This window comes from Eubacterium sp. MSJ-33 (assembly GCF_022174665.1).
Lineage (GTDB): Bacteria > Bacillota > Clostridia > Lachnospirales > Lachnospiraceae > Coprococcus_C.
This window is the reverse complement of record NZ_CP076562.1, coordinates 1836605-1862691: the sequence shown is the minus strand read 5'-3', so window position 1 is coordinate 1862691 and position 26087 is coordinate 1836605. Positions and strand designations below refer to the sequence as shown.

The window sequence follows — 26087 nt, the reverse complement described above, 5'->3', positions numbered from 1 at the left end:
TTTTTACTAATAAAAAAATGGTGCATAAACAAGATACTTATGGTATAATTAAGAAACATATTGGATAATAGTCATTCGAAAGGAGAATTGTAGAATGGATGTAACTTTGAAGACCACATCATTTGGTGGATACGACAAAAAGGCAGTCGAGAATTATATAGACGAATTAACCGCAGAACACGAGAAAGAGGTTGCCGATTTGAAGGCAAACGTGTTGAAATTGTCTGAGACAGTGAAGAATCTTCATACGATGCGGGAGGTGAATCTGAATGAGTCATCCAGCACGATCGAGAATTTGAAAAAGGTAAATGATGAACTTCAGGTGGAAGTTACACAGCTTCGTGATAAGATGGCGGCATATGAGACAAGAGAAGAAGAATCTGCCAGCCGTTATGAGTCGATCTCAAGAACTTTGCTTGAAGCCCGCGAGAACGCAGACACTCTTACAAAGCAGACACAGCAGGAGTGTGATGCTCTTCGTGCGAAGACAGAGGAAGAATGTGATAAGCTGACACAGGAGACGAGCGATGCATGTCGTCAGATGTCAGAGGAGACAACAGCTGAGTGTCAGCGTATGCATGCGGAGACGGTTGCTGCATGTGAGAGACTTGAAGCAGATACAAAGAGTAAATGCCAGGAGAAGAAGGACAGCGCATATGCGGAGTGTAATCGTGTAAAGCAGGAGACAAGAGAAGAGACGGATAAGCTTCGTGCAGATACAGAAGCTGCCTGCCAGGCATTAAACGATCATACAGAGGAGATCTGTGCGAATATGCGTGCGGAAGCTACGGCTGAGTGCGAGGAGATGCGTACACAGACAAGTGCAGAAGTCTACAACACGCGTGTAAAGGTAAAACAGGAGTGTGAGAGTGTAAGCGAATATATGGCACAGATGAAGGCTGCATTGGAAGAGGTTCAGAATGTGGTGACGACTGCGAACACACAGATGAACAAGGCAGTCAGCGGAGTTGCAGATGCAGTGAACAGTACAATTGAGGCTGCTAATCAGGCATTTCCTGAACTTGGTAAAAACTAACGAGAGACGTTTGAAAGTGGTATAAGAAGGGCTGTCGCACATCTGTGTGACAGCCTTATTCGATACGAATACTTTTACGATACGATAAAAAGGGGGCGGTTCCATGGTAATAGAAAATAAATACCTTAGAAAAGCAATTGAGAAGACAGGATTTATCGTTTTAGTGAAACGCTATATTACGGGCATGCCTGGCTCAAGCCTTGTGTATATTTCGCCAAATGCATCGGAACTTGGAATGAATGTTGAGATGGTGAATAAAGGGTTGAAATTATCGGAAGATTATATATATCCGGCAGACCGGGAGATGGTGATGAAGACGATACACAATGCGATTGAAAACCGTGTGCAGGATTATGTGCATGAGTATCGTATGGTAGGGGATGATGGTGTACTTCGTCAGGCGAGAGTCAATATCTGTATAGAGGTTGTATCGGAAGAGGATCACACTTATGAGGTTGAGTTTTATATCCGGGATATCTCGGCAGAAAAGGAAACAGAGAAGCAGGAAGAGATCAAGCAGGCAATTGAGAAGCCGAGCAGACGCATGCAGATTTCTCCAACCGGATCTCTTGTGATTAGCAAATTGGACAATCCGGGTATGATTCCGCAGATTCAGAAGATGGAGATGACCATGAGTGGATTTTCACAGCTTTCACAGCTGTATTCTGTTTTTGTCGATGAAAATGGTAAGGTGGAATCCACTCCGGTTGGACCGGCAACAAATCTGGGGGATTTCTACGATTTGTTTGAGACACCAACCTACAAAGAGTTCTTCAAGACAATGAAGGAAGAAATCCTGGCAGAGATGAAACCACATATCTTTGATCGGGAAGAGGGCGGTGATGGCAAGCTTGCTATGGCGCCGATCTGCGTGGGTGATAATTTACAGGGATTCTGGGTACTTGGCTCCTATACTCCGGAAGAGACGGAACATCTGGAAGAGATTTATGAACTGCATTGGACGACAGCAGAGCTTGTCTCTGACTTTCTGTTGCAGAGTTACAATTCTATTGTTGAATCTGCAAAGTCGCGTGGCGCGGGCAAGAAACTGCGTGAAGAACTTGCGAGACAGAGTATCGTCAACAATGCATTGTCGAAGATTAACAGCAAATTGAGCGAAGATGTAGAACAGGTGATTGGCGAGACCTTGCGGGAGGTTGCGCTTCATATGGATCTGGATCGTATGTTTTTATATACATTTGATAAGGAGAACCCGAAATCTTATATGTTGAGAAGCTTTTTTGATGTATCGGGTGAGATGCCGGGTGATGAGGTATTGACACTGCTCCCGGAGCGCTTGTATCTTGTGATGGATGCAATCAAGCGTGGCAACGGTTGCTGTATGCTTGACCGGACGAATATGACGCAGAGAGATGTGATTAATCTGATGCGATATAATTTCCGGGCAGAGATTGCATACCCGATTTATCTGGAAGGAAGGTTGTACGGTGTCCTGATTTTTGCAGAGTCCAAATCGGAACGAGTCTGGACAAAGGAAGAACTTCGTTTTTCACAGAGTATTTCTCTGCTGATTCAGAATATGCTGGAGAACGCAGATGGTGATGATAATGTGCGAAATGTGAATAAACATCTGATAGAGACATACAATAGTTTTCATGAGGGAATTTTTATCCGTGACTTATATACGGGATATGTATTCTTTTCGAATAAGGCATTGAATGATATGCTTGGGTATGATCTGACCGGTGGAGACAGCCGCAAGATTCTGAAGAATCTACGTGATAAATTTGAACACATGGACGGTGTTCGTAAAGATATTGCCGGACGTAAGATCAGCAAATGGTGCAGTTATGTGCCGGCACTTGATGAGATCATGGACATCACAGAAGTGCCGATTGAGTGGTTACAGGGTGGCGCTGCGACCATGATTATTATGAAAAAAGCTAAGGATAATTAGGAAATTTCCGATATATAGATAGGAGGAACAAGGCGTGGCAAGTTTAGATATAGGAATCGACCTGGGAACCGCCAGCATATTAGTCTATGTCAAAGGAAAGGGCGTTGTGTTAAAGGAGCCGTCTGTAGTTGCCTACGACAGAGACACGGAACAGATCAAAGCCATTGGTGAAGAGGCGCGATTGATGCTCGGAAGAACACCTGGCAACATCATTGCGGTTCGTCCACTGAGACAGGGTGTGATTTCCGATTATAGAACGACAGAGAAGATGTTGAAATATTTCATCCAGAAGGCAGTTGGTAAGAGTTTCTTCGGTAGAAGACCCCGTATCAGCGTGTGCGTGCCATCCGGAGTTACGGATGTGGAGAAACGTGCCGTGGAGGATGCGACATATCAGGCAGGGGCAAGAGATGTGTATATTATTGAGGAGCCAGTTGCAGCCGCGATTGGCGCAGGTATTGACATTTCCAGACCTTGCGGAAATATGATCGTCGATATCGGTGGTGGAACTACAGATATCGCAGTAATCTCACTGGATGGAGTGGTTGTGTCATCGTCTATCAAGGTAGCAGGTGATGATTTCGATGATGCGATTGTCCGTTTTATGAGGAAGCGTCATAATCTGTTGATTGGTGAGCGTTCAGCGGAGGATATTAAGATCAATATCGGAACTTGTTATAAGCGGCCAGAGAATATCTCCATGGATATCCGTGGACGAAATCTGGTAACAGGACTTCCAAAGACGGTAACAGTATCTTCGGATGAAACTGAAGAAGCACTGCGGGAGGTGACATCGCAGATCGTGGATGCGGTACATTCTGTGTTGGAACGGACTCCGCCGGAATTAGCAGCAGATATTGCAGACCGTGGAATCGTGCTTACCGGAGGTGGTGCATTGTTGCATGGCCTGGAGGATCTGATCGAGGAGAATACCGGAATCACGACGATGACAGCCGAGGAACCGCTCACTGCAGTGGCAATCGGTACAGGAAAGTATATTGAGTTTTTGAGTGAACGTAAGTAGAAAGTAGGGAAACGATGGTAAGAGGGTTGTACACGGCCTGGACCGGACTTCGCAACGAAGAAAAAAGAATGGATGTTGTGACGAACAACATGGCAAATGCTGATACAACCGGTTTTAAGAAGGTGGATGTTACATCGCAGTCTTTTGACCGCCAACTGGCAGTCAAGATTGATGATCCGACAATTGGTCCGAACTTAAAACAGGGAATTGGTGGCGTGAATCTTGGTGTGAAGATCGGTGAGACATATTTCGATATGTCACAGGGAAATTTCAGACAGACAGAAGACCAGTACAATTTTGCATTATCCGGCAGCGGATTTTTTACCATCAGCACAACAGACAAGAGTGGAACGACAACGACACGCTACACGCGGGATGGCGATTTCACTGTAACCAGGGACGGTTATCTTGTGACAAAGGATGGCGATTATGTGCTGGCGGAAGGCGGTAATCGTATACAGATTCCGGATGCAAATCTGGTTAAGATCAGCGTGAATCAGGCAGGAGAGATTTATTCCGGCAACAATTATGTTGCAACATTGCAGTTGGTTGATTTCCAAAACTATGAAGCGTTGTCGAGCTATGGTGAGAATATGTATGAAGCGGTGAATGGCGCGGTACAGACACAGGCGGCTGCGACAGTTAATCAGGGATATCTGGAAATGTCGAATGTCAATATGGTAACGGAGATGGTTGATATGATCGCGGTCACAAGAGCGTATGAGACGAACCAGAAGATGGTTCAGACGATTGATCAGACACTGGACAAGGCGGTCAATGAAATCGGAAGAGTATAATTGCCACGGAACTAAGCGAAGGGCAATATGGAAGTAGGAGGTAGTAGCGTATGATGCGATCCCTTTGGACGGCTGCATCCGGTATGCGGGCACAGCAGGTCAATGTAGATACAATTGCGAATAACGTAGCGAATATCAATACAATTGGATATAAAACACAGCAGGCGAGTTTCAAGTCTTTGCTGTATCAGAATCTGCAGTCGACATCGACGAACAATGCCGGTCAGAATAAACCGGTAGCGGCAGAAGTTGGACTTGGAAGCCGTGTGGCAGCGATTACAAGTACATTTACAAATGGTAATCTTAATCATGTAGAAAATCCGTTCAGTGTGGCACTGGAAGGAGATGGTTTTTTCCAGATCCGCACGGAGAGTGGAGAATTGCAGTATACACGTGATGGTGCATTTGAGATTTCACCGGTCGCAAATGGAAACATGCTTTGTACATCGGATGGTAATCCGGTTTTGGATGCATATGGAAATGAAATTATATTGCCGTCCAACCGTGTGGCAACGGATCTCGTGATCAACCGGGATGGAACACTGGCATTTCCAGATGGAACGGGGAATCCTGCGGTGATTACAGATGCAAATGGAAGTCCTATTAAGTTCGGTATTTATCAGTTTAACAATCCGGCAGGCCTTTCCAAGGAAGGCAGCAATAATTATTCTCAGACCGTAGCGAGTGGTGCAGCGGTTGCGGAAAATGGAAATGCAACGCTGAAACAGACACAGACACACCAGTACTATACGGAAGCATCCAATGTAGATGTGGCAAATGAAATGGTCAATCTGATCGTAGCACAGCGTGCATATGAGATGAATTCTAAAGCAATTCAGGCTTCTGATGAGATGATGCAGCAGGCGAATAACTTACGATAATAATGTTATCAAAGGGAAAGGTGATGCAACACCATGGAAAATATCACAAATCTTACAAACAAAGACTATTCCTCGTATGTATCACAGGCACAGGTGGGGAATCTGACTAACCAAATAAAGAGATCCTCTTCCGCAGATGCGACAGATGAGGAGATGATGGCTGCATGCAAGGAATTTGAAGCATATCTGGTAGAGCAGGTGTACAAGCAGGTACAGTCGACGATCAAATCCGATGATTCCGATGATAATCCATATGCAGATTATGCGTATGACCTGCAGGCACAGCAATATGCAAAACTGGTAAGTGATCAGGGAAAACTTGGACTTGCACAGCAGTTATACGAATCCATGAAGAAGCAGAATGCGGCGATCACGCCGGAGGAGCTGCATGAGATGGAGCAGGCAGCGACGGTGGCAAATGCAGAGAATGCATAAAATGATACATAGGAACAGGACATGATTAGAGAAGGCTACATAGAGAAAATCAAATACAAGAGTGATGAAACCGGCTACTGCGTTATGTGTGTAGAAGGCGAAGAAGGTGAAGAGATCTTCGTTGGTACCCTGCCGGGTGCCAGTGAAGGTCTCTATGTGATTGCGGAGGGGGAATACGTGAACCATCCGCAATATGATATTCAGTTTAATTTTACATCCTATGAGATACGGATGCCGAAGGATACACTTGGTATGGAGCGGTATCTGGGTTCAGGAATCATCAAGGGTATCGGTGCGGTTCTTGCTAAGAAGATCGTGAAGAAATTCAAGGATGATACTCTTCGGATTATGGAGGAGGAACCGGAACGCCTTGCAGAGATCAGTGGTATATCCGAGCGGAAGGCACAGCAGATCGCAAAATCTTATCTGGAGAAGAAAGAGTTTCAGGAGGTCGCTATCTTCCTGTCCCAGTACGGAATCTCAGTGAACATGGCAATCCGTATTTTTAATGCATATGGGAATAAAGTATACGATATCCTTCGGACGAATCCATATAAGCTGGCAGAAGATATCAATGGAATTGGATTCCGGATGGCAGATGATATTGCACGCCGGATGGGAATTGCACAGGATTCGGAATTCCGGCTTCGTTCGGCGCTGTTATATGCATTGAATACAGCAGGTGGGGAAGGTCATATGTATCTGCCAAAACCGATCCTGCTGCGGCGGTGTGTAGAACTGACACGCGGATCAACGAACGATGTAGAAGGAATCTATGGACAGTCGACATTCGGTTATGCAGAATATTCAGATGCTGCGAGTGCCGGATCTGCATATGAGCAGACGGTAGAGCTTTTGGAACAGCAGTTGATGGATCTGCTGATCGCGGGCAAGATCGTTATAAAACAAATTGATGAAGAAGATGTGATCTACCTTGCATCGAATTATTATGTGGAACTGAATTCTGCCAGATTGCTGACAGATCTGCAGCTTCGTTATGAGATGGATCCGGCAGAACTGGATCGGGAGATTCAGGCGATTGAGAAAGAAGAGGAACTGACGCTTGATGAATTGCAGACAACTGCGGTGAAGTCTGCGATTGAAGCAGGCGTGGCGGTGATCACAGGTGGTCCGGGTACTGGTAAGACAACGATCATCAACGTGATTATCAAATATTTCTCCAGACATGGTATGGAGATCAAGCTGTGTGCTCCAACGGGACGAGCGGCGAAGCGTATGACGGAGTCAACCGGATGGCCGGCACAGACGATACACCGGCTGTTGGAGATCAACGGTGCGATGGAAGAGGATGGCAGAAATCAGGACAATCATGGAATGCATTTTTCAAGAAATGCAGACAATCCATTGGAATGTGATGCAATTATTGTCGATGAGATGTCAATGGTTGATGCATATATATTTTACTCTCTGGTGCAGGCGGTGCCATATGGAACGAGACTGATTTTTGTCGGTGATGTGAATCAGCTTCCGTCCGTTGGTGCGGGAAATGTGCTGAAGGATATTATTAATTCCGGATGTTTTCCGGTGACAACGCTGAACAAGATATTCCGGCAGGAAGATGGCAGCGATATCGTGTTTAATGCACACAAGATCCAACGTGGGGAACATCTGATACTGACGAACAAGAGCCAGGATTTCTTCTTTATCCCACAGCGGACAGCGGCGCAGATCGTTGAAGAAGTGCAGACGCTGACGATGAAGAACCTGCCGAATTATTATGGATTATCTCCACAGGAGATTCAGATCCTGTGTCCGATGCGTAAATATGAGGTCGGTGTGGAGAATATGAATCAGAAGCTGCAAAGCCGGCTGAATCCGAAGGCTCCGAACAAACCGGAGCATGTGCGTGGTGATGTCGTCTTCCGTAAGGGAGATAAGGTGATGCAGATCAAGAATAATTACCAGCAGGAATGGAAGATCTATGGTGTCTCTAAGACCGGAAATGGCAAGGGATATGTAATTGATGAAGGTGTCGGCGTATTCAATGGTGATATGGGAGTGATTACGGAGATCAGTGATTATGACGAGGAACTTACGATTCTGTTTGATGATGGGCGCGAAAGTGTGTACAACTACAAAGAACTGGATCAGTTGGAGCATGCGTTCGCGGTGACGATACACAAATCGCAGGGAAGTGAATATCCGGCGGTAATCATTCCATTGCTCGGAGGAAACCGGAAACTGATGAACCGGAATCTGATCTATACGGCGATTACACGTGCGCGGCAGTTGGTTATTATCGTTGGTGATGTAAATCTGGTAAATCAGATGATCGATAATTCAGAAGAACAAAAACGATATACATCACTGGCGCTTCGGATAGAGGAATTGAATGAAGGCATGGAATAAATTTTTAAATTGGATATATCCACCAACCTGTCCATTGTGTGGCGAAGTGACAGGTGGGCAGACCGGTCAGGTGTGTGATACATGCAGGCCGATGATCGCATATCCGGAACAGCCGGTATGTCTGAAGTGCGGCTGTGAGATCGCAGATATGGAACAGGAATTGTGCGAGGATTGTACGCGGCATGCAAAGTCTTATATACAGGGTTTTCCGGCGATGAAATATCAGTATCCGCTTGATGAAAGTCTGGCACGGTTTAAGTATCACAATCAGAAAGAATATGCAGAATTTTATGCAGGACAGATCGTAAAAAGACACGGACAGGCACTGATGAGTCTCTCACTCGATGCGGTCATTCCGATTCCGATTCACAAACGGAAGATGACGAAGCGTGGATACAATCAGGCGGAACTGCTTGCGGATGCACTTGGAACGATGTTGGATATCCCGGTGGAACGGGATTTCCTGATGCGGGTTGTCAATACAGAACCGCAGAAAGACCTGAATCCAAAGCAGAGGGAAGAAAATCTAAAAAAGGCTTTCCAATGCACCGAAAAAAGTGTAAGCTATAAAAGAGTGCTGTTGATCGATGATATATATACGACTGGTGCGACAATCGAGGCATGTACGAAGAAACTGCATGCGTCAGGCATCCCGGATATATATTATGCAAGTGCGGCGATCGGCACGGGGAGATAGTGCAGAGAGCTGGAGACAGAAGGTTATTTGCATATGCACTGGATTATGAGATGAAAAGAAAGGCGGCATAGATAGATGGAACTGATGAACTGTAGAAATTGTAAAAAGCTTTTTAATTATATCGCAGGAGAGAAGTTGTGCCCTGCGTGTAAGGAGAAACTGGAAGAGAAGTTTCAGGAAGTAAAGAAATACATTGAGGAGAATCCACGTGAGAACATCAATCAGGTGGCAGAAGCATGCGATGTCACGATCAAGCAGATCAAGTATTGGGTACGTGAGGAACGTCTGTCCTTTACTGATGATTCTTTGGTAGGGCTGGAGTGTGAGCGCTGCGGAAAGATGATCCATAGTGGCAGATTCTGTAAGGACTGTGCGGGTGGACTTGCAGATGCTATGAACAATGCATATAAGCGGGAGCGACAGCAGGCAGTACGGAAAAGCGCAGCCGGAAAGATGCGTTTCCTGGATTAATATCAGGTGGAACAGGCAAAAGAAATTTATCTTTCAAAAAGTACATTTTATGTTAGGGACATATGCACAAATGAAGGTGCATATGTCTTTTTTTACATGAAAAGGGTTATGATACGTGGAAAACTTCCGATAATCTTATTGAAGAATCGCAATAGCAGGCAACTGCTGTTGACGAAGTACAGGAAAAAGGAGGGAGCGATATGAGAATAGGAACCTATAATATGCTCAGTCAGATTTATGGAAATACTGGAACCAAGAAGACCAAATCTGCAGGAACAACATCGTCAGGAAGCTTTTTAGATCAGGTATCTTTCTCAAGCATGGGAAAAGATATGCAGACAGCGAAAACTGCACTTGGTAACACACCAGATGTCAGAGAATCGAAGATTCAGGATTTGAAGAGAAGAATTGATAATGGCACATACGATGTGAGTGTGGATGATTTTGCACAGAAATTATTAGACAGCTACAGCAAAGCAAATATGTAAATGAGGATGCGACATGGCAAGTATAATTGAAAACCTGATTACAGAATTAAATGATGAATATGCCTTGTATGAGCAGCTTCTTCAGGTGTCTATGGAGAAGACGGGCGCGATCGTATCGAACAACCTTGATCGTCTGTCTGAGACAACCGAGAAGGAGCAGCGTCTGGCAGATGCACTCGCAAGCGTGGAGCACAGACGGCGTGAGACAATGACAAATGTAGCGAATATCTTAGGTAAACGACCAGATGATGTCAAAGTGATGGATGTTGTTACATTTCTGGAAGGACAGCCGGAATTCCATGATCCGCTGCTTGCGATCAACGAGAAGCTGGCAAAGCTTGCACGGAAAGTCCGGGAAGTAAATGGACACAATCAGAATCTGATTCAGGATGCACTTGAAATGATCGAGTATAACATCAATCTGATGCAGAATCTGAATCGGGCGCCGGAGACGGCAGAATATTCGAAAGATATGTTCAAAGGAAATGCCGCATATGCAGGTGGTGCCGATGCACCAGGCAGATTTGATGTACAGAATTAACAGGAATAAGGGAGTAGACGTATGGCAGGAACGATGGGACGGTTGTCCGTTGGCGTAACAGGACTTCAGACAAGTCAATATGCGTTAAATGCAACCGCACACAATTTAATAAATACACAGACTGAGGGCTATACCCGTCAGCAGGTACTCCTGACAGACCAGTCATATAACAGAGTCGCAACGGATTCGTATTACATTAACACCGTCGGCATGGGTGTTGTGACGGCACAGATCCGACAGGTGCGCGACCAGTTTGCGGATGAAACTTACCGCACAGAGAGTGGTCGTATGAACTACTACAAGGCGCAGTATGAAACCGTTTCGGAGATAGAGAATTATTTTGGTGAGTTAGAGGGTAAGGATTTTAACACGACGTTAAATGACATGTGGACATCAATGCAGGAGCTGCAGAAGGAGTCAAACAGTATCGTAACGCGAAGCTCCTTTATCTCAAATGCACTCACCCTGATAGATCGTGTCCAGACGATTCGTTCCAGTCTGATCGAGTATCAGCGGAATCTGAACACGGAGATCAAAGATCAGGTCAAGACAGTGAATGACCTTGCATCTACCATTTATGAACTCAACCAGCAGATCCGTGCGGTTGAGGCAGGAAATATTGAAAAGGCAAACGACTTAAAGGACAAGCGGAACCAGGCACTTGATAAGCTTTCATCTATTGTGAATACCGAGGTCGTGAACAACGAGGATGGCACGGTAGAGGTGTATCTGGAAGGACATACACTGGTTACGCTTGGAAGAACCTACACACTGACGACACAGAAAGTGTGCGAGAATGAGAAGTATCAGCAGAATTATGGATTCACAGGTTCTTCGACAGACTTCCTGATGCCTGTATGGGAGCAGGATGGCGATCCTTTGTTTAATATAAACCGGGTGCCGACCGCAGACAGTAACAGCGATATCGGTTCCCTGAATGGTCTCATGATGTCACGAGGCTATTTCATCAGCAATTACACGGATGTTCCAACAAAACCGACAAAGCCTTTGGAGAAAGATTTTGCAGATCCTGCAGATTATCAGACTGCAATGGCACAATATGAGCAGGACGTCAAGGATTATGTCGATGACTTGGAATATTTTAATACCTACGTAGAACCATATACGATCACGAATTTGGAGGCACAGTTTGATGTGCTGATCCATGCGATGGTGACACAGATCAACGATACGTTGTGTCCGAATAAAACCGTGACACTGGCAGACGGTTCCACCGTAAAGGTGCTGGACGAAGACGCTGCTGGTATCGGTATGGGGAATGGCAACGAGTATCCGGGTACGGAACTGTTCGTGCGAAACAGCGTAGATCGTTACACAGAACAGACATTGACACTGGCAGATGGAACGACACAGACATTCAAGGTATATAACGAAGAGAATCCGGATGATTTCTATTCACTCTATACAATCGGAAATCTGAAGGTAAACGAGAAGCTGCTGCAGAATCCGTCCCTGCTTCCACTCTCTCGTGTATCGGGCGAGGAGGCACAGACGATTGCAGATGAGCTGCTGGCACGGTGGAACGACAAGTTCGCAACGGTCAGCCCGAATTCTCTGGTGCAGTGCAATTACAAAGATTATTACAGCGGTATGATGGACGATCTGTCAGACCGTGGTTACACATACAAATCCATGATGGAAACCGGACAGCAGGCAGTGTCCGACGCCGAGAATACGAGACAGCAGTTGCTTGGTGTATCCTCCGATGAAGAACTTTCCAGCATGATCAAATTCCAGCATGCTTACAATGCGTCCTCCCGATACATCAACACCGTATCCGAGATGATCGCATATCTGATCGAGAAGCTGGGTGCATAAATGAAACGCTAATTCGCAATAGACAAAGAAGGAGTGGAAGCGATGCCATCTACATTTTTAGGACTCAATACAGGTCTTTCGGGACTGACATATTTCCAGACGGCGCTTAATACGACCGCACACAATATATCCAATGCGGATACAAAAGGATATTCCAGACAGAACGTGCAGGCTTCCGCATCGGATGCCTTACGACTGAACAAGACGTACGGTATGATGGGAACCGGTATTACCGCCTCAGCCGTAGAACGTCAGAGAAATGCTTATTACGACACAAAATACTGGTCAGCGAATTCCAAGTACAGCCAGTACAATTCACAGCATGCCAATCTCGAACAGTTACAGACGTATATGAACGAGATGACTTCCGAAGCAGGCTATACAAAATGGATGGCAGAGATGTCCGATGCCATGCAGGATCTCTCGACAAAACCGGCAGACTATACAACAAGAATCTCTTTTGCATTGACCGCAGATTCTTTCACAGACATGGTAAATGAGCTTGCGAGCAACTTCCAGTCGACACAGAAGACGATCAATGATGAAGTTGAGCTTGCAGTCAGTGAAGTGAACTCCCTCTCAAAGCAGATCTACGAGCTGACACAGGAGATTATTACAGTCGAATTAAAGGGTGGAAATGCAAACGACCTGCGTGATAAGCGAGGTGTATGTATTGACACATTATCTGAATATGTAAACGTTGATGTGGACGAGCGAAGCATCATGTATGGTGTGGGGAATGATCAGGTCGAAGCAAATGCCAAAACCCTGACAATCCGTATCAATGGTGAAATACTGGTTGATGAGCTTGGTTACAATGAGCTGACTGTGGTTCCACGGGAGCAGAAGGTAAATCAGAACGATCAGGATGGTCTGGTTGATATCTACTGGAAGAACGCAGATGATACGGCAGGTGAATTCTTCAATACCGCGAATACAACCGGAAGAATTGCAGGCCTGTTTAACATCCGCGACGGCAACAACGGCGAGGTGTTCTCGGGTACAACAACTGCCGTATCTGACAATCCACCGGAAGTGACCGTATCGCTTGCAGAGAGCATTGCTATGAAGGATCTGAACATTCCAACCGAAGGAACGATCACTTTAAATGGCAGAGACTACCTGTATGATGGCTGGACCGCCGAGTACGATGCGGACGGAAAGCTGAACAACTTTACATTTAAAAATATGACGATGATCAACGAGAAGAATGCGGAAGTAACCGCAGTATTCCCGGCAGGCATTGATGGACGTCAGGCACAGATTGGCGTCAAAAATATGACAAAAGGTATTCCGTATTATCAGGCAAAGTTAAACGAGCTGGTTCGTGTGTTCTCCAAGTACATGAACGATCTGACAAGCGCGGGTGCCGATGCAGATGGAAATCCGGGACTCGATGCATTTACTGCGCAGGCACCGGATGGACATGATTTTGTATTGAAGGGCAGCATGCAGGGAACCGGAACGATCTCTTCCAGCGACGACAGCTATTATCGTCTGAACGGACTGAACTGGGAACTGAACCAGCAGTGGAAGACTGACCCGAAGAAGATCGTTGTATCTTACAAGGAAGATATTGATCAGGGCGACATAGAGGCAAGAGGCATTCTGGAAAAGATGATGGCTGGACTGACGGATTCTTCCATGTTCCAGCAGGGTAATGTTTCACATTTCCTGCAGGCAATCACGACGAACATGGCGGTTGATACAAAGAAGAATGAAGTATTTGCGGCAAATCAGGATGATATCCGATATACGATCGATAACCAGAGAGCATCCATTTCCGGAGTCGATAAGAACGAGGAAGGTTCGAACCTGACGAAGTTCCAGGAACTGTACCGGCTGGCATCCCGAGTAATATCTGTATTAAATGAAGTGTATGATAAGTTAATTAATGAAACTGGGGTATAAAAGCCTTAACCTTGAAGGAGGCAGCAGCATATGAGAATTACGAATCAGATGATCTCCAATAACTCTCTGCGGAACATGCAGAAGACGATGGCAAATGTGGACAACCGCACAACGCAGATGGAGACAGGAAAGAAAATTACAAAGGCATCCGAAGATCCGGTTGTTGCCGTACGTGCGCTGAAGCTTCGTACGATGGTAACACAGTTGGAGCAGTACAAGGATAAGAACATCGGTGATGCGGAGTCATGGTTGAAGATCACGACAACTTCTCTCGATAACATCACTTCGCGGCTTGAAGATATCCAGAGCTACTGTACACAGGGCTCGACGGATTCGTTTAATACCTCCGATCGAAGTGCGATCATCGATGTATTAAAAGAGATGCAGGATATGATCAACAGCGAGGGAAATTCAACTTATGCAGGTCGGTATATCTTCTCTGGCTATAAGACGGATCGTTCCTTGGCATTCAACGAGACAGAGGACATCAAGAAATATTCTTATAAGATCACACAGCATCTGAATGCAGATGATCTCGATATGAAGACAGTCGTGTTAAATGGTGTGAATAGTGAAGATGTGGATGGGATTCTGGCAGGGACAAGTGCGTATGTGAAGCCGGATAAGCAACAGGTATATCGTCTGAATCTGGCATATGAAGGCATTTCTGATACGGACAGTCAGGGCAATGCAGCGCTTTCGCTGAAAGCATTGGATGCAAATGGCAACGCGATCGATCTGAGTGGATTTACTCAGACAGTGAAGACAACTGCAGATGCGGACACTTATTACAAGGTTGGACCAAACGATATCAACATCATTGAAGAGACCGGAGAGATCATCTTTGGTGAGAATGTGTATAATACACTCAAGCAGGCGGATGATATCGTGGTTGACTATGCGAAAAATAAATTTGAAGCAGGCGATCTTCGGCCGGAACATTATTTTGACTGTACACAGTACACCGAACAGTCAGATGGCAGTATCAAGACTGTAGATTATGATACATATGACCGGACACAGTCGATTTATTACGAAGTGAATTTCAGCCAGAGTATTCAGGTCAATACGGAAGGCAAAAATATTATCAATGATGATATGAGCAATAATATCAATGATCTGATCTATACGTTACAGGAACTGGATGCAGCAGAGAAGATGCAGACAAAACTCAAAAATATGCTTTCTGATAACCAGTATGCGTCTAACGATGATGCAGTCAAGCAGATCAATGCAATGCTGGATGATATCAATGTTGAGATCGCTATAAAAAAAGAGACGATGCAGAAGACGTTTGCGAAGAATATTACGAACTTCCAGGGATATATGGATCAGGTATCTGCAATCCAGTCTGATGTCGGAAGCCGTATGACGAAGCTAGATATGATTAAGACGCGTGTGACAGAGCAGTACAGTACATTCAAGGAATTAAAGTCCGAAAATGAGGATGTGTCCAGTGAGGAAGCGGCACTGAATTTCAAGGAAGCTAATGTTGTATACGAGGCAGCGCTCGCGGCTACAAGCAATCTGGTCAGAGCGTCGTTGATTGATTATCTGTAGAAAAGGTATTTTAGAAATGAGGGATAAAACATGGTAGCAGAAACGAGATTATTTGGCACGGTCGATATCGCAGAGGATAAGATCATTGAATTTCCAATGGGATTGATCGGCTTTGAGAATTTGAAGAAATTTGCAATTATATTTGATAGCGAGCGGGAGGTACGTTCGAAGATCAGTTGGTTACAGTCGATGGAGGAGCCGGCACTGGCGCTTCCAATCATTCATCCATCGGAATTGATCGACGATTATGGTCCAATCGTGGAGGATGAACTGATGAAGAACATTGGCGATCCGGCAGATGCGGATATTCTGATGTTTGTGACGCTGTCGATTCCTTCGGATCTGACGAAAATGACAGCCAATCTGAAAGCACCGATTATCATCAACACGGAGGGCAGAAAAGCCATCCAGGTGATTGTGGAAAATGAAGATTACAAAGTAAAATTTAATGCCTATGAGGCAATCCAGAAAATGAAAGAAAAGGCAGGTGAGTAATATGTTAGCACTATCCAGAAAACAAGGCGAATCCATCGTGATAGGCAATAACATTGAGATCACTGTGCTCGAGGCAAAGGGCGATCAGGTAAAGATCGGTATTTCTGCACCGAAGAGCGTACCTGTCTATCGAAAGGAAATTTACGCACAGATTCAGGAGGAAAACCGCGAAGCCGTGGCAAACCTTGATGTAGAAAGTTTGAAAAAACTCTTATAAAGTGGTAAAGTATGAGTAATTAGTTGACGATACAACTATTAGGAAAATGTTGCTATAGGTGTGTGCCGTTCATGGATGGAAGGCATACAAGTACACGCAAGGAGGCGTATAAATTATGGGAATGGATGGAATCGGAGGCGTAGGAGCCTTAAATGTAAGTTCACAGACACGTGTGACGCGTCCACAGGCTGAGACCGTTGACGTGAATACAGGAAGCACTGCAAATCAACAGGTGCAGGTAGCAAGCTTACCACCGGTCGGCGGCAAGGCGAACAGCAACAATAACAGCCAGCAGAATGGTCAGGATCGCGGCGCGGTACAGACCGATAAAGAGGTTGCACCGGACAAGATCAAGGCAGCGGTTGATGATCTGAACAAGACCGTAAAGCAGGCAAGTCCATTGCACCACACGCAGTTAAGCTTTAAGTACCATGAGGATACAAACCGTATTTCCATCACGGTTACAGACAGCGATACAGACGAAGTAATCCGAGAGATTCCGCCGGAGAAAACGCTCGACATGCTGGCAAAGGCATGGGAGATGGCAGGTCTTCTGGTAGATGAGAGAAGATAGGAGGTATCCATTATGGCAATGAGAATGACAGGCCTCATATCCGGTATGGATACAGAGAGCATGGTTAAAGAGTTGGTTAGTGCCAATTCTGAAAAAGTAAATAAGATCAAGCAGAAAAAGCAGGATGCCGAGTGGAAGAAGGAGATCTGGAGCGGATTAAATACGAAGATCTACAACTTCTACAAGACGCAGCTTTCTGCATTTAAGACGGTCAGCAACTATAAGACGAAGAAAGCAACGGTCAGTGATGAGACAAAGGTATCCGTCAAAGCAGGTTCCGGTGCGACAAACGGTACTCATTCGGTATCTGTCGAGCAGACTGCATCGTCAGCCTATCTGACCGGTGATAATATCAAGAAGTACGGGAAAACGTATACCACGTATAATGATGCCGGACTGTCTACAAAATTTGAGGATATGGTAGACGCGGATGGAAATAGTCTGAATCTGAAAGGACAGACGATTTCGTTCTCCGAAGGAACGGAAACGATCGAATTTGTACTTGGTGGCGAAGGTGAAAATGGCGTTGCTTCACTTTCTGAATTGAACGAAAAGCTGGCTGCAAATGAGAATTTCAAGGGGCTTTCTGCAAGCATTAAGGATGGGAAGCTGACTTTTGGAAATGCAACAGCCAAGACAAACGATAGTGGAGACCTGGTCGGAACAACATTTTTTGTGAATGCAGATGCATTTGGATTGTCTGGCGTGATTAGCTATAATAAAGATGCAGATGGTGGGAATACAAAGAGTGTCGACTTCACAGCAAAGGTAAAGCAGGACTTTACAAGTGCAGATATCTCAACTTCAACGAAGCTTGCCGATCTGGGTATCAAGGTTGGAACGACATTCTCTGTAAATGGACAGGATTTCGTGGTGGATGATAAGTCGACCATTGATGATTTTACGACAGCACTTTCCAAGATGGGTGTCTCTGCCAGCTTCGATGCAGCACAGGGCAGATTCTATATCAATGCATCCAAGACCGGTGCAGCGAATGATTTCAATGTGACATCGAGCGACAGCAATGCACTCGATATCCTTGGACTTGGCAGCGAGGCAACCAAGGTGGATGCACGGGATGCGATCATCTATTATAACAATGTAAAATATACCAGCGACAGCAATACGATGACAATCAATGGCATGACGATCACAGCAAAGGCAAAGACAGATACGGCGGTCAATATTGAAGTGGCAGCCGATACGGATGCTGCGTATGACAACGTAAAGAAGTTCGTGAAGGCTTACAATGAGCTGATCGATGAGATGAATAAATACTACAACGAGAAGGATGCCGGATACGATGCTCTGACGGATGATGAGAAGAGTAAGCTGTCCGATACACAGATCGAGAAGTGGGAAGAAAAGGCGAAGCAGGGTCTGCTCCGCCGTGATGATACGTTGCAGACACTTCTTACCAATATGCGTTCTACATTGAACAAAGGTGTAACAGTGACATTGGCAGATGGTAGTACAAGAACTATGACACTGGCATCCATCGGCATTGTAACCGGTGATTATTCTGAAAATGGTAAGCTTCATATCTTGGGTGATGAAGATGACGAGGAATATGCTTCCCAGGAGAATAAACTGCGGGCAGCATTGGAAGGAAATGATGATCTGGTAAGCCAGATCATTGGTGGAACATCTGAGAACAAGGGTGTCGGTACGCAGTTGTATGATTATCTCAGAAAATCCATGACACGTATTGAAGGTGTGCGTAGTACACAGACCTTCTACAATGATAAAACGATGGACAGCGAGATTGACGATTACGAAGACGAAATCGACAAATGGGAAGAGAAGCTACAGGATTTAGAGGACAAGTATTATAACCAATTCTCCAAGATGGAGTCTGCAATGGCGAAGCTGCAGAGCCAGCAGTCGTATCTGACATCCCTGTTCGGCGGTTGATGTATCAGAATATAGATACAGCATCAGATAAGAATTACCTGTTATAACAGCACGGAAAACGTGTGTGGTATAACAGCTATTGGAGGGGTATGAAATGGCATATAATACAGCGGCAAAAGCATATGGAAATAACCGAATTGAGACAGCGACACCGGCAGAGCTTACCTTGATGCTCTATGAAGGCGCGGTGAAGTTTTGCAACATCGCAATCGTGGCGCTCGAGAAGAAGGACTATGAGAAAACGAATGCGAATATCCAGAAGTGTCGGAATATCATAGTGGAACTCACATCCACATTGAATATGAAGTATCCTGTCGCAGAGGACTTCAAGCGGATGTATGATTATATATTCGCACTTCTTGTAGAGGCGAATATGAAGAAGGACATGGAGCTTCTGAATCGCGCACTCGAGGAGCTTCGTGGGATGCGTGATGTGTGGAAAGAGGTTATGAAGAAGGCCAAAGGTCCTCAGTTATCACTCAGCTAGGAGGCGGATATGGAACAGACCGGAACCTATGTGAAGATTCTGCGTGAATCATTGGAGCGAAAGCAGAGATATCTGACAGAGCTGTTGCAGCTTACAAATGAACAGTCGATGATTGCGGCAGCAGAGAAGTTTGACGATGCCCGATTCTCTGAAATCGTTGATAAGAAGGATATCTTGATTGACAATATCAACGAGATCGACAAGGGTTTCTCCGCAGTCTACGACCGTGTGCGGACGGAGATACAGGCAGATCCGGGTTCCTACCGGACAGATCTGAAGGCGATACAGGAGTTGATCCGCACCTGCGTGGATCTGGGGATGCAGATCGAAGCAGTGGAGGAACGAAACCGTGCGGCGATGGAACAAGTATTCGCTACGAAATTCCAAGGCGTGCGTCAGATGAAGCAGTCCAAAACTGTTGCAAATAAGTACTATAAGTCGATGGCAAACGGCATGGTAAATGACTCTTTGCTCTATGATAAAAAGAAATAAAAATAATTAAAAAAATTGAAAAAAGGGGTTAAGGATATCTATCCGGGACCGATATATAAGGTGTAAAGAACAAAACAAGTTCCAATAAACAAGGTTATTACCCGAGTGGGTTCTAACATACATACTATTCACGGGGCACAAGCCCCAGTACTTCTCGCAAGGACGCGGGAATAAATTCAAGGAGGAATTATTATGGTAGTACAGCACAATTTGCAGGCAGCAAACACAAACAGAATGTTAGGTCAGAATGTTAAGGCGGTATCTAAGTCAACTGAGAAGTTGTCTTCCGGATATCAGGTTAACAGAGCCGCTGATGATGCAGCAGGTCTTTCCATCAGTGAGAAGATGAGAAATCAGATTAGAGGTATTAACCAGGCTGTTAAGAACTCTGAGGATGGTGTATCTCTGATCCAGACAGCAGAAGGTAATATGAACGAGATCCACAGCATCCTTCAGCGTATGGGTGAGCTTGCTACAAAGGCAGCCAACGATGTTAACGCTACAGAAGATCGTAAAGCAATCGCAGATGAGATGACTGAGCTTAGAAATGAGATCGATTCTATCTCTTCTAAGGCAGCATTCAACGGCACAAAGCTTTTGACAGGTGATTTCAAGAGCAAGTTCCTTCAGGTTGGTGCAAATGCAAAAGAAAACATGGAAATTGCAATTAAGACCATGAACACAACGGCCTTAAAATTGAGCAAAGGAGATGTTAGTGTATCTTCACATGCGTTGGCATCACATGCAATGTCACAGATTTCATCAGCAATCAAGACTGTATCAGCAGCTCGTTCAGAGCTTGGAGCTAAGCAGAACAGACTTAACTACACGATCAACAACCTTGAGAACTACTCAGAGAACCTGACATCTGCAGAGTCACAGATCCGTGATACAGATATGGCTACTGAGATGACAAACTACACGAAGAATAACATTCTTCAGCAGGCAGCTCAGTCTATGTTGGCTCAGGCAAATCAGTCTACACAGGGTGTACTTTCATTACTTCAGTAATTGCAAATTATTGACAAGATATAGCTGGCTCGCTTGCGGGTCAGCTTATTTTGTTATAAGATAAAAGAGAGGGATAACTATGGACCAGAGAATCGGGGAAACATGTGACAAATTGACAGAAATTGCAGATACCTTATATCAGGGTAATACAGTGAAGGGAATCGCAGATATGGGAACGATCATTCCGGATCTGACGATAATCTGTGACTTAATACAGGATGAAGCGGTTAAAGTGAAATTGGTACAGGATGCGCTGACACCAATCCTACAGGCGATGGAAGCCCGGGATGGTATATTGCTTGCGGATGTAATAACGTATGAACTGCTTGAACTATTGCAGTCTCTTGAGGATTAAGTGATTATGATATATGAACAGAATTTAAGGCAATTAGAGTCCGCGCACTACGATATATATGAGAAAATAAGCGAACCGGATTTTACTTGGGATGAAGAACGGGCGCAGATGGAATATGCAAAAAATGGGGAACCGGTGCTTATATATATTTCGGATGATGGTTCGAAGGAATATCTGAGCTCTCGTTATAATCCGACGAGAGAAGCAGAAAAATATATGGAAGACAGCGTTGATTTGCCGGAAAAAGCGACGCTGGTGTTGATGGGATTTGGAAATGGTGCACATATTCGAGAATTTATGTCAAAATCAACGAGGGATGACACGAATTGTATCGTATTTGAACCGAGCAGGGATATATTCATGCGCGTCCTGCATGATATTGACATAACAGATATATTAGAAGATAAGAGAGTCCATATCGTGGTGAATGAGATAAATGATGAGATGGCTGGAATCTATGCGGATATATATATTTATTCGGAAAACCAGAAGACCAACAAGCATATTTCCCTGCCCAAATATCGACAGTTATTTTCGGAACCATGTAATCAGTTTCTGGAAATCTTAAAAAATAGATACGAAGATATCGAGGTTGAGAAAAATACGATACGCGTCTATGGAGAACAGGCAGCATATAATGGGATTCAAAATCTATGTTACCTGCCGGGGTGCTATAGCAGTGCGGAATACATAGGAAAGTTTCCGAAGGAACTGCCGGGAATTGTCGTTGCGGCAGGACCTTCTCTGGAAAAAAATGTGGAGCTGTTAAAAAAAGCAAAGGGACATGCTTTGATTATTGCCGTTGATACAGCGGTAAAGACGGTGATGCGTCATGGAATCATTCCGGATATGGTAATATCCATTGATAATCATAAACCAGTTCGACATTTTGAGGTTGCAGGATTGGCAAAGGTTCCTTTCTTAGCGGAAATGGCTATGAATACGGAGGTTTTGGAGTTCCTGCAGCCGGAAAAGCTTATCTTTTATTCGGCAGATACACCGGTGTGGGGTAAGCTGTTTAAAGAAGTGGGCAGCGAGATCCGACAGATCTATGCGGGAGGAACGGTTGCAATCGATGCGATGGCGAATCTGGTTGAATGGGGATTTCAGACAATTATCATGGTAGGACAGGATCTGATGCTGACGGACAATAAATTCCATGCCGGTGAAGGCGAGATAAAGGACATGTCAGACCTGCCATACAGAGTAGTAAAAGTAAAAGATATATATGGAAATGATGGTTATACGACTGCAGATTTCAATATTTATATTCGGGAGATAGCGAAGGTTGCCGGACGTTTTGATGTGAGATTTATAGATGCAACCGAAGGCGGTGCACTTATAGAGAATACAGAGATCATGACGCTGCAGGAGGCAATCGATACATATTGCACGAAAGCGTATGATATTGATGGTTTGGTAAATGATAATCGCCGCCTGTTTGTAGGATCGCAAAAGGAACTGCCACTGCAGAAACTGTACGAGATGAAAGAACATTTATCCAGTATGAAGGAATCTTTGGAACGTGGGATTGATGCCTGCGAGCAGGGACGCAGCTTGCTGGAACATAAGCAATATGATATACAGAAGCTAAAGGCAGTGAATGCAATTCTTGAGGACGTAGATGCCCAGTATGCGGAGTTTGATGAAAGCGTTTATGTATTGAAATGTGAACCGATGGGCTATTATGAGTTTGAGGATGCGTTTTACGTTGTCGAGGATGACCATATTCAGGAGGCTATCCGGATGTATGAAAAGTCTTCGAAGTATTACCAGAGTATCGCCGAAGGAATTTCCAAGGCACTGGTTATGGTCGATCAGGCGATTGCACGATGGAAGAGGATGTATGATCTGAAGTAGGAGAAGTCTATATGGACAAAGGTCAACTGTATCAATTAAATCAGCGGTTGCAATACCGGTGCCGGTGTGTGGTGGATGTATTAAGATGCCAGAACTATTATACAGGGATGCAATATCTGAAAAACATTCGAACAGATCTGGAACAGTTTGTCAGCTGTGCGATTCAGGATCCTGATATTCTGGGAGAGAATATGCAGTTGTCGCTTGTGCAGACACTACAGGCGGTGATGCAGGCACAGGAAAACGAGGATTATATATTGCTTGCAGATATTATAGAGATGCAGCTCCTGACCGATCTGGATATGATTCAGAATAACTTGCGGGATCAATTGGCTGTGTTTGATGATGAATCTGAAATCTGGGTGAAGAATATTGCATGGATAAATAAAGATACGAATCTGGTAGATACGGCTGTCCGGATTCAAGAGGTCTGCAAACGGCAGTCCGATGCGCTGGGACGAGAGATCTGGACGGAGCAGACAAATACGGGAGCTAAGACGCTTGCTGCGAAGGATGCGAGGGGCGTGTATTATTTTCATAGTAATGTTGATCCATATTATGAGGCACGGCTATTTGCAGATTGGTACTATACACCGGAAAAAAGGGAATACGTGGTATATGGTCTGGGACTTGGATATCACGTGGAAGCCCTTTTGGATATGGATGAATCGATTACAATCCGGGTTTTTGAACAGGATATCAAAGTAATCTATTATTTCCTGCGAAGCAGACTACAAAATAAGATATTAACGAATTCGCATATTGAGATAATGTACGATCCGGAATGGAAGGAATTTGCAAAAAACTTAGAGACGAATCCGGTTGTTGTGGTTCATTACCCGTCTTTACGCCATATCGGACAGAAAAATATTCGCGAACGGATGGAATATATGTTTATCCGCGATAGCGGGATTCGAAATCAGCATAATCTGATGGTGTCGAATTTTCGTGAAAACGAATTGCGTTGTATACATAATGTAGATGAATTGCAAGAACAATTTCAAGGGAAGCGAGCGGTGATTGTAGCGGCGGGACCATCCCTTGATCAAAATATAGATGCGTTAAAGCAAAAACCGTCGGATATATTGATAATCAGCGCGGGAACCGTTTTCCATAAGCTGATGCAATATGGTATAGGTGTCGATTACGTGATCGTATCCGATGCACAGCCGACGATTCGAGATCAGTTTTGCCGGGATTTTGATAGAAAAATACCGCTTCTGGTCTTGTCTACAGCCAGCAAGTGTGTGGCGACGGAATATGCCGGAGAAAAATATATCATCTATCAAAAGGACTATCCGTTGTCGGAGGATGCTGCACGCGTCAAACGATGCAATACCTATGAGACTGGCGGTTCGGTATCCACGACGGCACTTGATGTCTGTCTGCGATTGGGTTGTAAATCGGTTGCCTATATAGGATTGGATCTGGCGTATACGGAAAGCCGAAGACATGCGGCTGGAACGACAGGGGTAGAAAACATTGATACGACTGATATGAAACTGGTCGATGGATATGAGCTTGTAGATGTGGATAATATAAAACACATGCAGGTTGCATCCTCACATTTGTTCGATATGTATCGGCAGTGGATTGAGAAACGGGTTTCCAAAGCTTCCGTCCCTGTATTTGACGCAACCGAGGGTGGTTCGATTATCAAAGGGCTGGAAATCATAACATTGAAAGATTATTTGCAGAATAACTAAATGGGAGGAAATATAGATATGCTGAATGGAAAAAATATCTTGATTACCGGAGGAACCGGATCTTTTGGCAATCATTTTGTCGATTATGTGTTGGAGCATTATAAGCCAAATAAAATTATCATATATTCCCGCGATGAATACAAGCAGTTCATCATGGCGAACAAATATAAGGAGCATAAGGATGTGCTTCGATTCTTTATCGGAGATGTGCGGGATAAGGCGCGGTTTACGCGTGCGTTAAATGACGTGGATTACGTGATTCATGCAGCGGCGATGAAGCAGGTGCCGGCGTGTGAATATAACCCGATTGAGGCGGTTAAGACGAATATCAATGGAGCTATGAATATCGTGGATGCGGTATTGGATTCTCCATCCGTGAAGCGGGTGGTGGCACTCTCTACAGACAAGGCGGTCAATCCAATCAATCTGTATGGAGGAACAAAGCTGGTATCCGATAAGTTATTTATCGCAGCAAATGCATATGTGGGAAATCGGGATTTGAATTTCTCGGTTGTGCGTTACGGAAACGTAGCAGGCAGCAGAGGCTCGGTAATTCCGTTCTTCCAGAACCTGATTGATAAGGGAGAACGTGCACTTCCGATCACAGATTATCGTATGACACGGTTCTGGATCGATCTGGAGCAGGGTGTAGAGCTTGTTATTAAGGCTTTGTCTGAGGCAAGAGGTGGTGAGACTTTCATATCGAAGATCCCATCCTTCAAGATTACGGATCTGGCACAGGCGATGCTGCCGGGCTGTGAGATGCCGGAGGTTGGAATCCGGGAAGGCGAAAAACTGCATGAGGTTATGGTAACAAGGGAAGATTCCATGACGACATATGAGTATGATAAGCACTATATCATTTATCCGCATTTCGATTGGTGGAAAGATCGTGGAAATGTAACAGGAACGAAAGTAGAACAGGGATTTGAATATAGTTCGGGCAAAAATACCGAATGGCTGGATGTAGAGGCATTGAAAGAACGGCTGAAGAAGATGAAGGGATAA

General features: G+C 44.8%; 26 protein-coding genes. All 26 read left to right on the top strand.

Features of this window, described 5'->3' with window-relative positions:
- The first annotated feature begins 94 nt into the window (after positions 1-94).
- Complete coding sequence (locus KP625_RS08770) at positions 95-1036, top strand: hypothetical protein (RefSeq protein WP_177970655.1); 942 nt, start codon at positions 95-97, stop codon at positions 1034-1036.
- A 103-nt stretch (positions 1037-1139) separates the two neighbouring features.
- On the top strand, positions 1140-2954 hold the full coding sequence (locus KP625_RS08765; protein ID WP_238297327.1) for a GAF domain-containing protein: 1815 nt from the start codon (positions 1140-1142) through the stop codon (positions 2952-2954).
- A 34-nt stretch (positions 2955-2988) separates the two neighbouring features.
- Positions 2989-3978, top strand: coding sequence for a rod shape-determining protein (locus KP625_RS08760; protein ID WP_238297325.1), 990 nt, complete (start codon positions 2989-2991; stop codon positions 3976-3978).
- 14 nt (positions 3979-3992) lie between these two features.
- Positions 3993-4775 carry a flagellar basal-body rod protein FlgF gene (flgF, locus tag KP625_RS08755; RefSeq protein ID WP_238297324.1) on the top strand — a complete coding sequence of 261 codons (783 nt, stop codon included), beginning with the start codon at positions 3993-3995 and terminating at the stop codon, positions 4773-4775.
- 50 nt (positions 4776-4825) lie between these two features.
- Positions 4826-5656 carry a flagellar hook-basal body protein gene (locus KP625_RS08750; protein ID WP_238297322.1) on the top strand — a complete coding sequence of 277 codons (831 nt, stop codon included), beginning with the start codon at positions 4826-4828 and terminating at the stop codon, positions 5654-5656.
- A gap of 33 nt (positions 5657-5689) precedes the next feature.
- Complete coding sequence (locus KP625_RS08745; protein ID WP_238297321.1) at positions 5690-6091, top strand: rod-binding protein; 402 nt, start codon at positions 5690-5692, stop codon at positions 6089-6091.
- 21 nt (positions 6092-6112) lie between these two features.
- On the top strand, positions 6113-8461 hold the full coding sequence (gene recD2 / locus KP625_RS08740) for an SF1B family DNA helicase RecD2 (RefSeq protein WP_238297320.1): 2349 nt from the start codon (positions 6113-6115) through the stop codon (positions 8459-8461).
- Entirely contained in the window at positions 8445-9158 is a 714-nt protein-coding gene (locus KP625_RS08735) for a ComF family protein (protein ID WP_238297319.1), read from the top strand. The genes recD2 and KP625_RS08735 overlap by 17 nt, the downstream gene beginning before the upstream one ends.
- A 75-nt stretch (positions 9159-9233) precedes the next feature.
- Positions 9234-9629, top strand: coding sequence for a flagellar protein (locus tag KP625_RS08730; RefSeq protein ID WP_238297318.1), 396 nt, complete (start codon positions 9234-9236; stop codon positions 9627-9629).
- Between the two features lie 6 nt (positions 9630-9635).
- Positions 9636-9833, top strand: coding sequence for a hypothetical protein (locus KP625_RS08725; protein WP_238297316.1), 198 nt, complete (start codon positions 9636-9638; stop codon positions 9831-9833).
- A complete protein-coding gene (gene flgM, locus KP625_RS08720; protein WP_238297314.1) occupies positions 9830-10117 on the top strand; it encodes a flagellar biosynthesis anti-sigma factor FlgM in 288 nt (95 codons plus the stop codon). The genes KP625_RS08725 and flgM overlap by 4 nt, the downstream gene beginning before the upstream one ends.
- Before the next feature lie 13 nt (positions 10118-10130).
- Positions 10131-10658, top strand: coding sequence for a flagellar protein FlgN (locus tag KP625_RS08715; RefSeq protein ID WP_238297312.1), 528 nt, complete (start codon positions 10131-10133; stop codon positions 10656-10658).
- Between the two features lie 21 nt (positions 10659-10679).
- Entirely contained in the window at positions 10680-12497 is a 1818-nt protein-coding gene (gene flgK, locus KP625_RS08710) for a flagellar hook-associated protein FlgK (RefSeq protein WP_238297311.1), read from the top strand.
- Positions 12498-12539: 42 nt separating this feature from the next.
- On the top strand, positions 12540-14408 hold the full coding sequence (flgK, locus tag KP625_RS08705; protein WP_238297310.1) for a flagellar hook-associated protein FlgK: 1869 nt from the start codon (positions 12540-12542) through the stop codon (positions 14406-14408).
- A 30-nt stretch (positions 14409-14438) separates the two neighbouring features.
- Positions 14439-15968, top strand: a complete 1530-nt coding sequence (locus KP625_RS08700; protein WP_238297308.1) for a flagellin N-terminal helical domain-containing protein — start codon at positions 14439-14441, stop codon at positions 15966-15968.
- 30 nt (positions 15969-15998) lie between these two features.
- Positions 15999-16463 (top strand): flagellar assembly protein FliW, encoded by a 465-nt coding sequence (gene fliW / locus KP625_RS08695; protein WP_238297306.1) that lies wholly within the window; start codon positions 15999-16001, stop codon positions 16461-16463.
- A gap of 1 nt (position 16464) precedes the next feature.
- Positions 16465-16680 carry a carbon storage regulator CsrA gene (gene csrA / locus KP625_RS08690; protein ID WP_021984862.1) on the top strand — a complete coding sequence of 72 codons (216 nt, stop codon included), beginning with the start codon at positions 16465-16467 and terminating at the stop codon, positions 16678-16680.
- 115 nt (positions 16681-16795) lie between these two features.
- Positions 16796-17254, top strand: coding sequence for a flagellar protein FlaG (locus KP625_RS08685; RefSeq protein WP_238297304.1), 459 nt, complete (start codon positions 16796-16798; stop codon positions 17252-17254).
- Positions 17255-17266: 12 nt separating this feature from the next.
- Entirely contained in the window at positions 17267-19168 is a 1902-nt protein-coding gene (gene fliD, locus KP625_RS08680; RefSeq protein ID WP_238297302.1) for a flagellar filament capping protein FliD, read from the top strand.
- A 94-nt stretch (positions 19169-19262) separates the two neighbouring features.
- Positions 19263-19655 carry a flagellar export chaperone FliS gene (gene fliS / locus KP625_RS08675; protein WP_238297300.1) on the top strand — a complete coding sequence of 131 codons (393 nt, stop codon included), beginning with the start codon at positions 19263-19265 and terminating at the stop codon, positions 19653-19655.
- A gap of 9 nt (positions 19656-19664) precedes the next feature.
- Complete coding sequence (gene flgN / locus KP625_RS08670; protein ID WP_238297298.1) at positions 19665-20147, top strand: flagellar export chaperone FlgN; 483 nt, start codon at positions 19665-19667, stop codon at positions 20145-20147.
- 192 nt (positions 20148-20339) lie between these two features.
- Positions 20340-21158, top strand: coding sequence for a flagellin N-terminal helical domain-containing protein (locus KP625_RS08665; RefSeq protein ID WP_216507773.1), 819 nt, complete (start codon positions 20340-20342; stop codon positions 21156-21158).
- A 79-nt stretch (positions 21159-21237) separates the two neighbouring features.
- Positions 21238-21513 carry a hypothetical protein gene (locus tag KP625_RS08660; protein WP_238297296.1) on the top strand — a complete coding sequence of 92 codons (276 nt, stop codon included), beginning with the start codon at positions 21238-21240 and terminating at the stop codon, positions 21511-21513.
- Between the two features lie 6 nt (positions 21514-21519).
- Entirely contained in the window at positions 21520-23373 is a 1854-nt protein-coding gene (locus KP625_RS08655; protein ID WP_238297294.1) for a motility associated factor glycosyltransferase family protein, read from the top strand.
- 11 nt (positions 23374-23384) lie between these two features.
- The gene (locus KP625_RS08650) at positions 23385-25079 is read left to right on the top strand and encodes a motility associated factor glycosyltransferase family protein (protein ID WP_238297292.1); all 1695 of its coding nucleotides are present in this window, start codon (positions 23385-23387) and stop codon (positions 25077-25079) included.
- Positions 25080-25097: 18 nt separating this feature from the next.
- The gene (pseB, locus tag KP625_RS08645; RefSeq protein WP_238297290.1) at positions 25098-26087 is read left to right on the top strand and encodes a UDP-N-acetylglucosamine 4,6-dehydratase (inverting); all 990 of its coding nucleotides are present in this window, start codon (positions 25098-25100) and stop codon (positions 26085-26087) included.

Coding starts and splice junctions, on each gene's coding strand:
- KP625_RS08770 (WP_177970655.1), top strand. CDS start 95: ATGGATGTAACTTTGAAGACCACATCATTTGGTGGATACGACAAAAAG.
- KP625_RS08765 (WP_238297327.1), top strand. CDS start 1,140: ATGGTAATAGAAAATAAATACCTTAGAAAAGCAATTGAGAAGACAGGA.
- flgF (WP_238297324.1), top strand. CDS start 3,993: ATGGTAAGAGGGTTGTACACGGCCTGGACCGGACTTCGCAACGAAGAA.
- KP625_RS08750 (WP_238297322.1), top strand. CDS start 4,826: ATGATGCGATCCCTTTGGACGGCTGCATCCGGTATGCGGGCACAGCAG.
- KP625_RS08745 (WP_238297321.1), top strand. CDS start 5,690: ATGGAAAATATCACAAATCTTACAAACAAAGACTATTCCTCGTATGTA.
- recD2 (WP_238297320.1), top strand. CDS start 6,113: ATGATTAGAGAAGGCTACATAGAGAAAATCAAATACAAGAGTGATGAA.
- KP625_RS08735 (WP_238297319.1), top strand. CDS start 8,445: ATGAAGGCATGGAATAAATTTTTAAATTGGATATATCCACCAACCTGT.
- KP625_RS08730 (WP_238297318.1), top strand. CDS start 9,234: ATGGAACTGATGAACTGTAGAAATTGTAAAAAGCTTTTTAATTATATC.
- flgM (WP_238297314.1), top strand. CDS start 9,830: ATGAGAATAGGAACCTATAATATGCTCAGTCAGATTTATGGAAATACT.
- KP625_RS08715 (WP_238297312.1), top strand. CDS start 10,131: ATGGCAAGTATAATTGAAAACCTGATTACAGAATTAAATGATGAATAT.
- flgK (WP_238297311.1), top strand. CDS start 10,680: ATGGCAGGAACGATGGGACGGTTGTCCGTTGGCGTAACAGGACTTCAG.
- flgK (WP_238297310.1), top strand. CDS start 12,540: ATGCCATCTACATTTTTAGGACTCAATACAGGTCTTTCGGGACTGACA.
- KP625_RS08700 (WP_238297308.1), top strand. CDS start 14,439: ATGAGAATTACGAATCAGATGATCTCCAATAACTCTCTGCGGAACATG.
- fliW (WP_238297306.1), top strand. CDS start 15,999: ATGGTAGCAGAAACGAGATTATTTGGCACGGTCGATATCGCAGAGGAT.
- csrA (WP_021984862.1), top strand. CDS start 16,465: ATGTTAGCACTATCCAGAAAACAAGGCGAATCCATCGTGATAGGCAAT.
- KP625_RS08685 (WP_238297304.1), top strand. CDS start 16,796: ATGGGAATGGATGGAATCGGAGGCGTAGGAGCCTTAAATGTAAGTTCA.
- fliD (WP_238297302.1), top strand. CDS start 17,267: ATGGCAATGAGAATGACAGGCCTCATATCCGGTATGGATACAGAGAGC.
- fliS (WP_238297300.1), top strand. CDS start 19,263: ATGGCATATAATACAGCGGCAAAAGCATATGGAAATAACCGAATTGAG.
- flgN (WP_238297298.1), top strand. CDS start 19,665: ATGGAACAGACCGGAACCTATGTGAAGATTCTGCGTGAATCATTGGAG.
- KP625_RS08665 (WP_216507773.1), top strand. CDS start 20,340: ATGGTAGTACAGCACAATTTGCAGGCAGCAAACACAAACAGAATGTTA.
- KP625_RS08660 (WP_238297296.1), top strand. CDS start 21,238: ATGGACCAGAGAATCGGGGAAACATGTGACAAATTGACAGAAATTGCA.
- KP625_RS08655 (WP_238297294.1), top strand. CDS start 21,520: ATGATATATGAACAGAATTTAAGGCAATTAGAGTCCGCGCACTACGAT.
- KP625_RS08650 (WP_238297292.1), top strand. CDS start 23,385: ATGGACAAAGGTCAACTGTATCAATTAAATCAGCGGTTGCAATACCGG.
- pseB (WP_238297290.1), top strand. CDS start 25,098: ATGCTGAATGGAAAAAATATCTTGATTACCGGAGGAACCGGATCTTTT.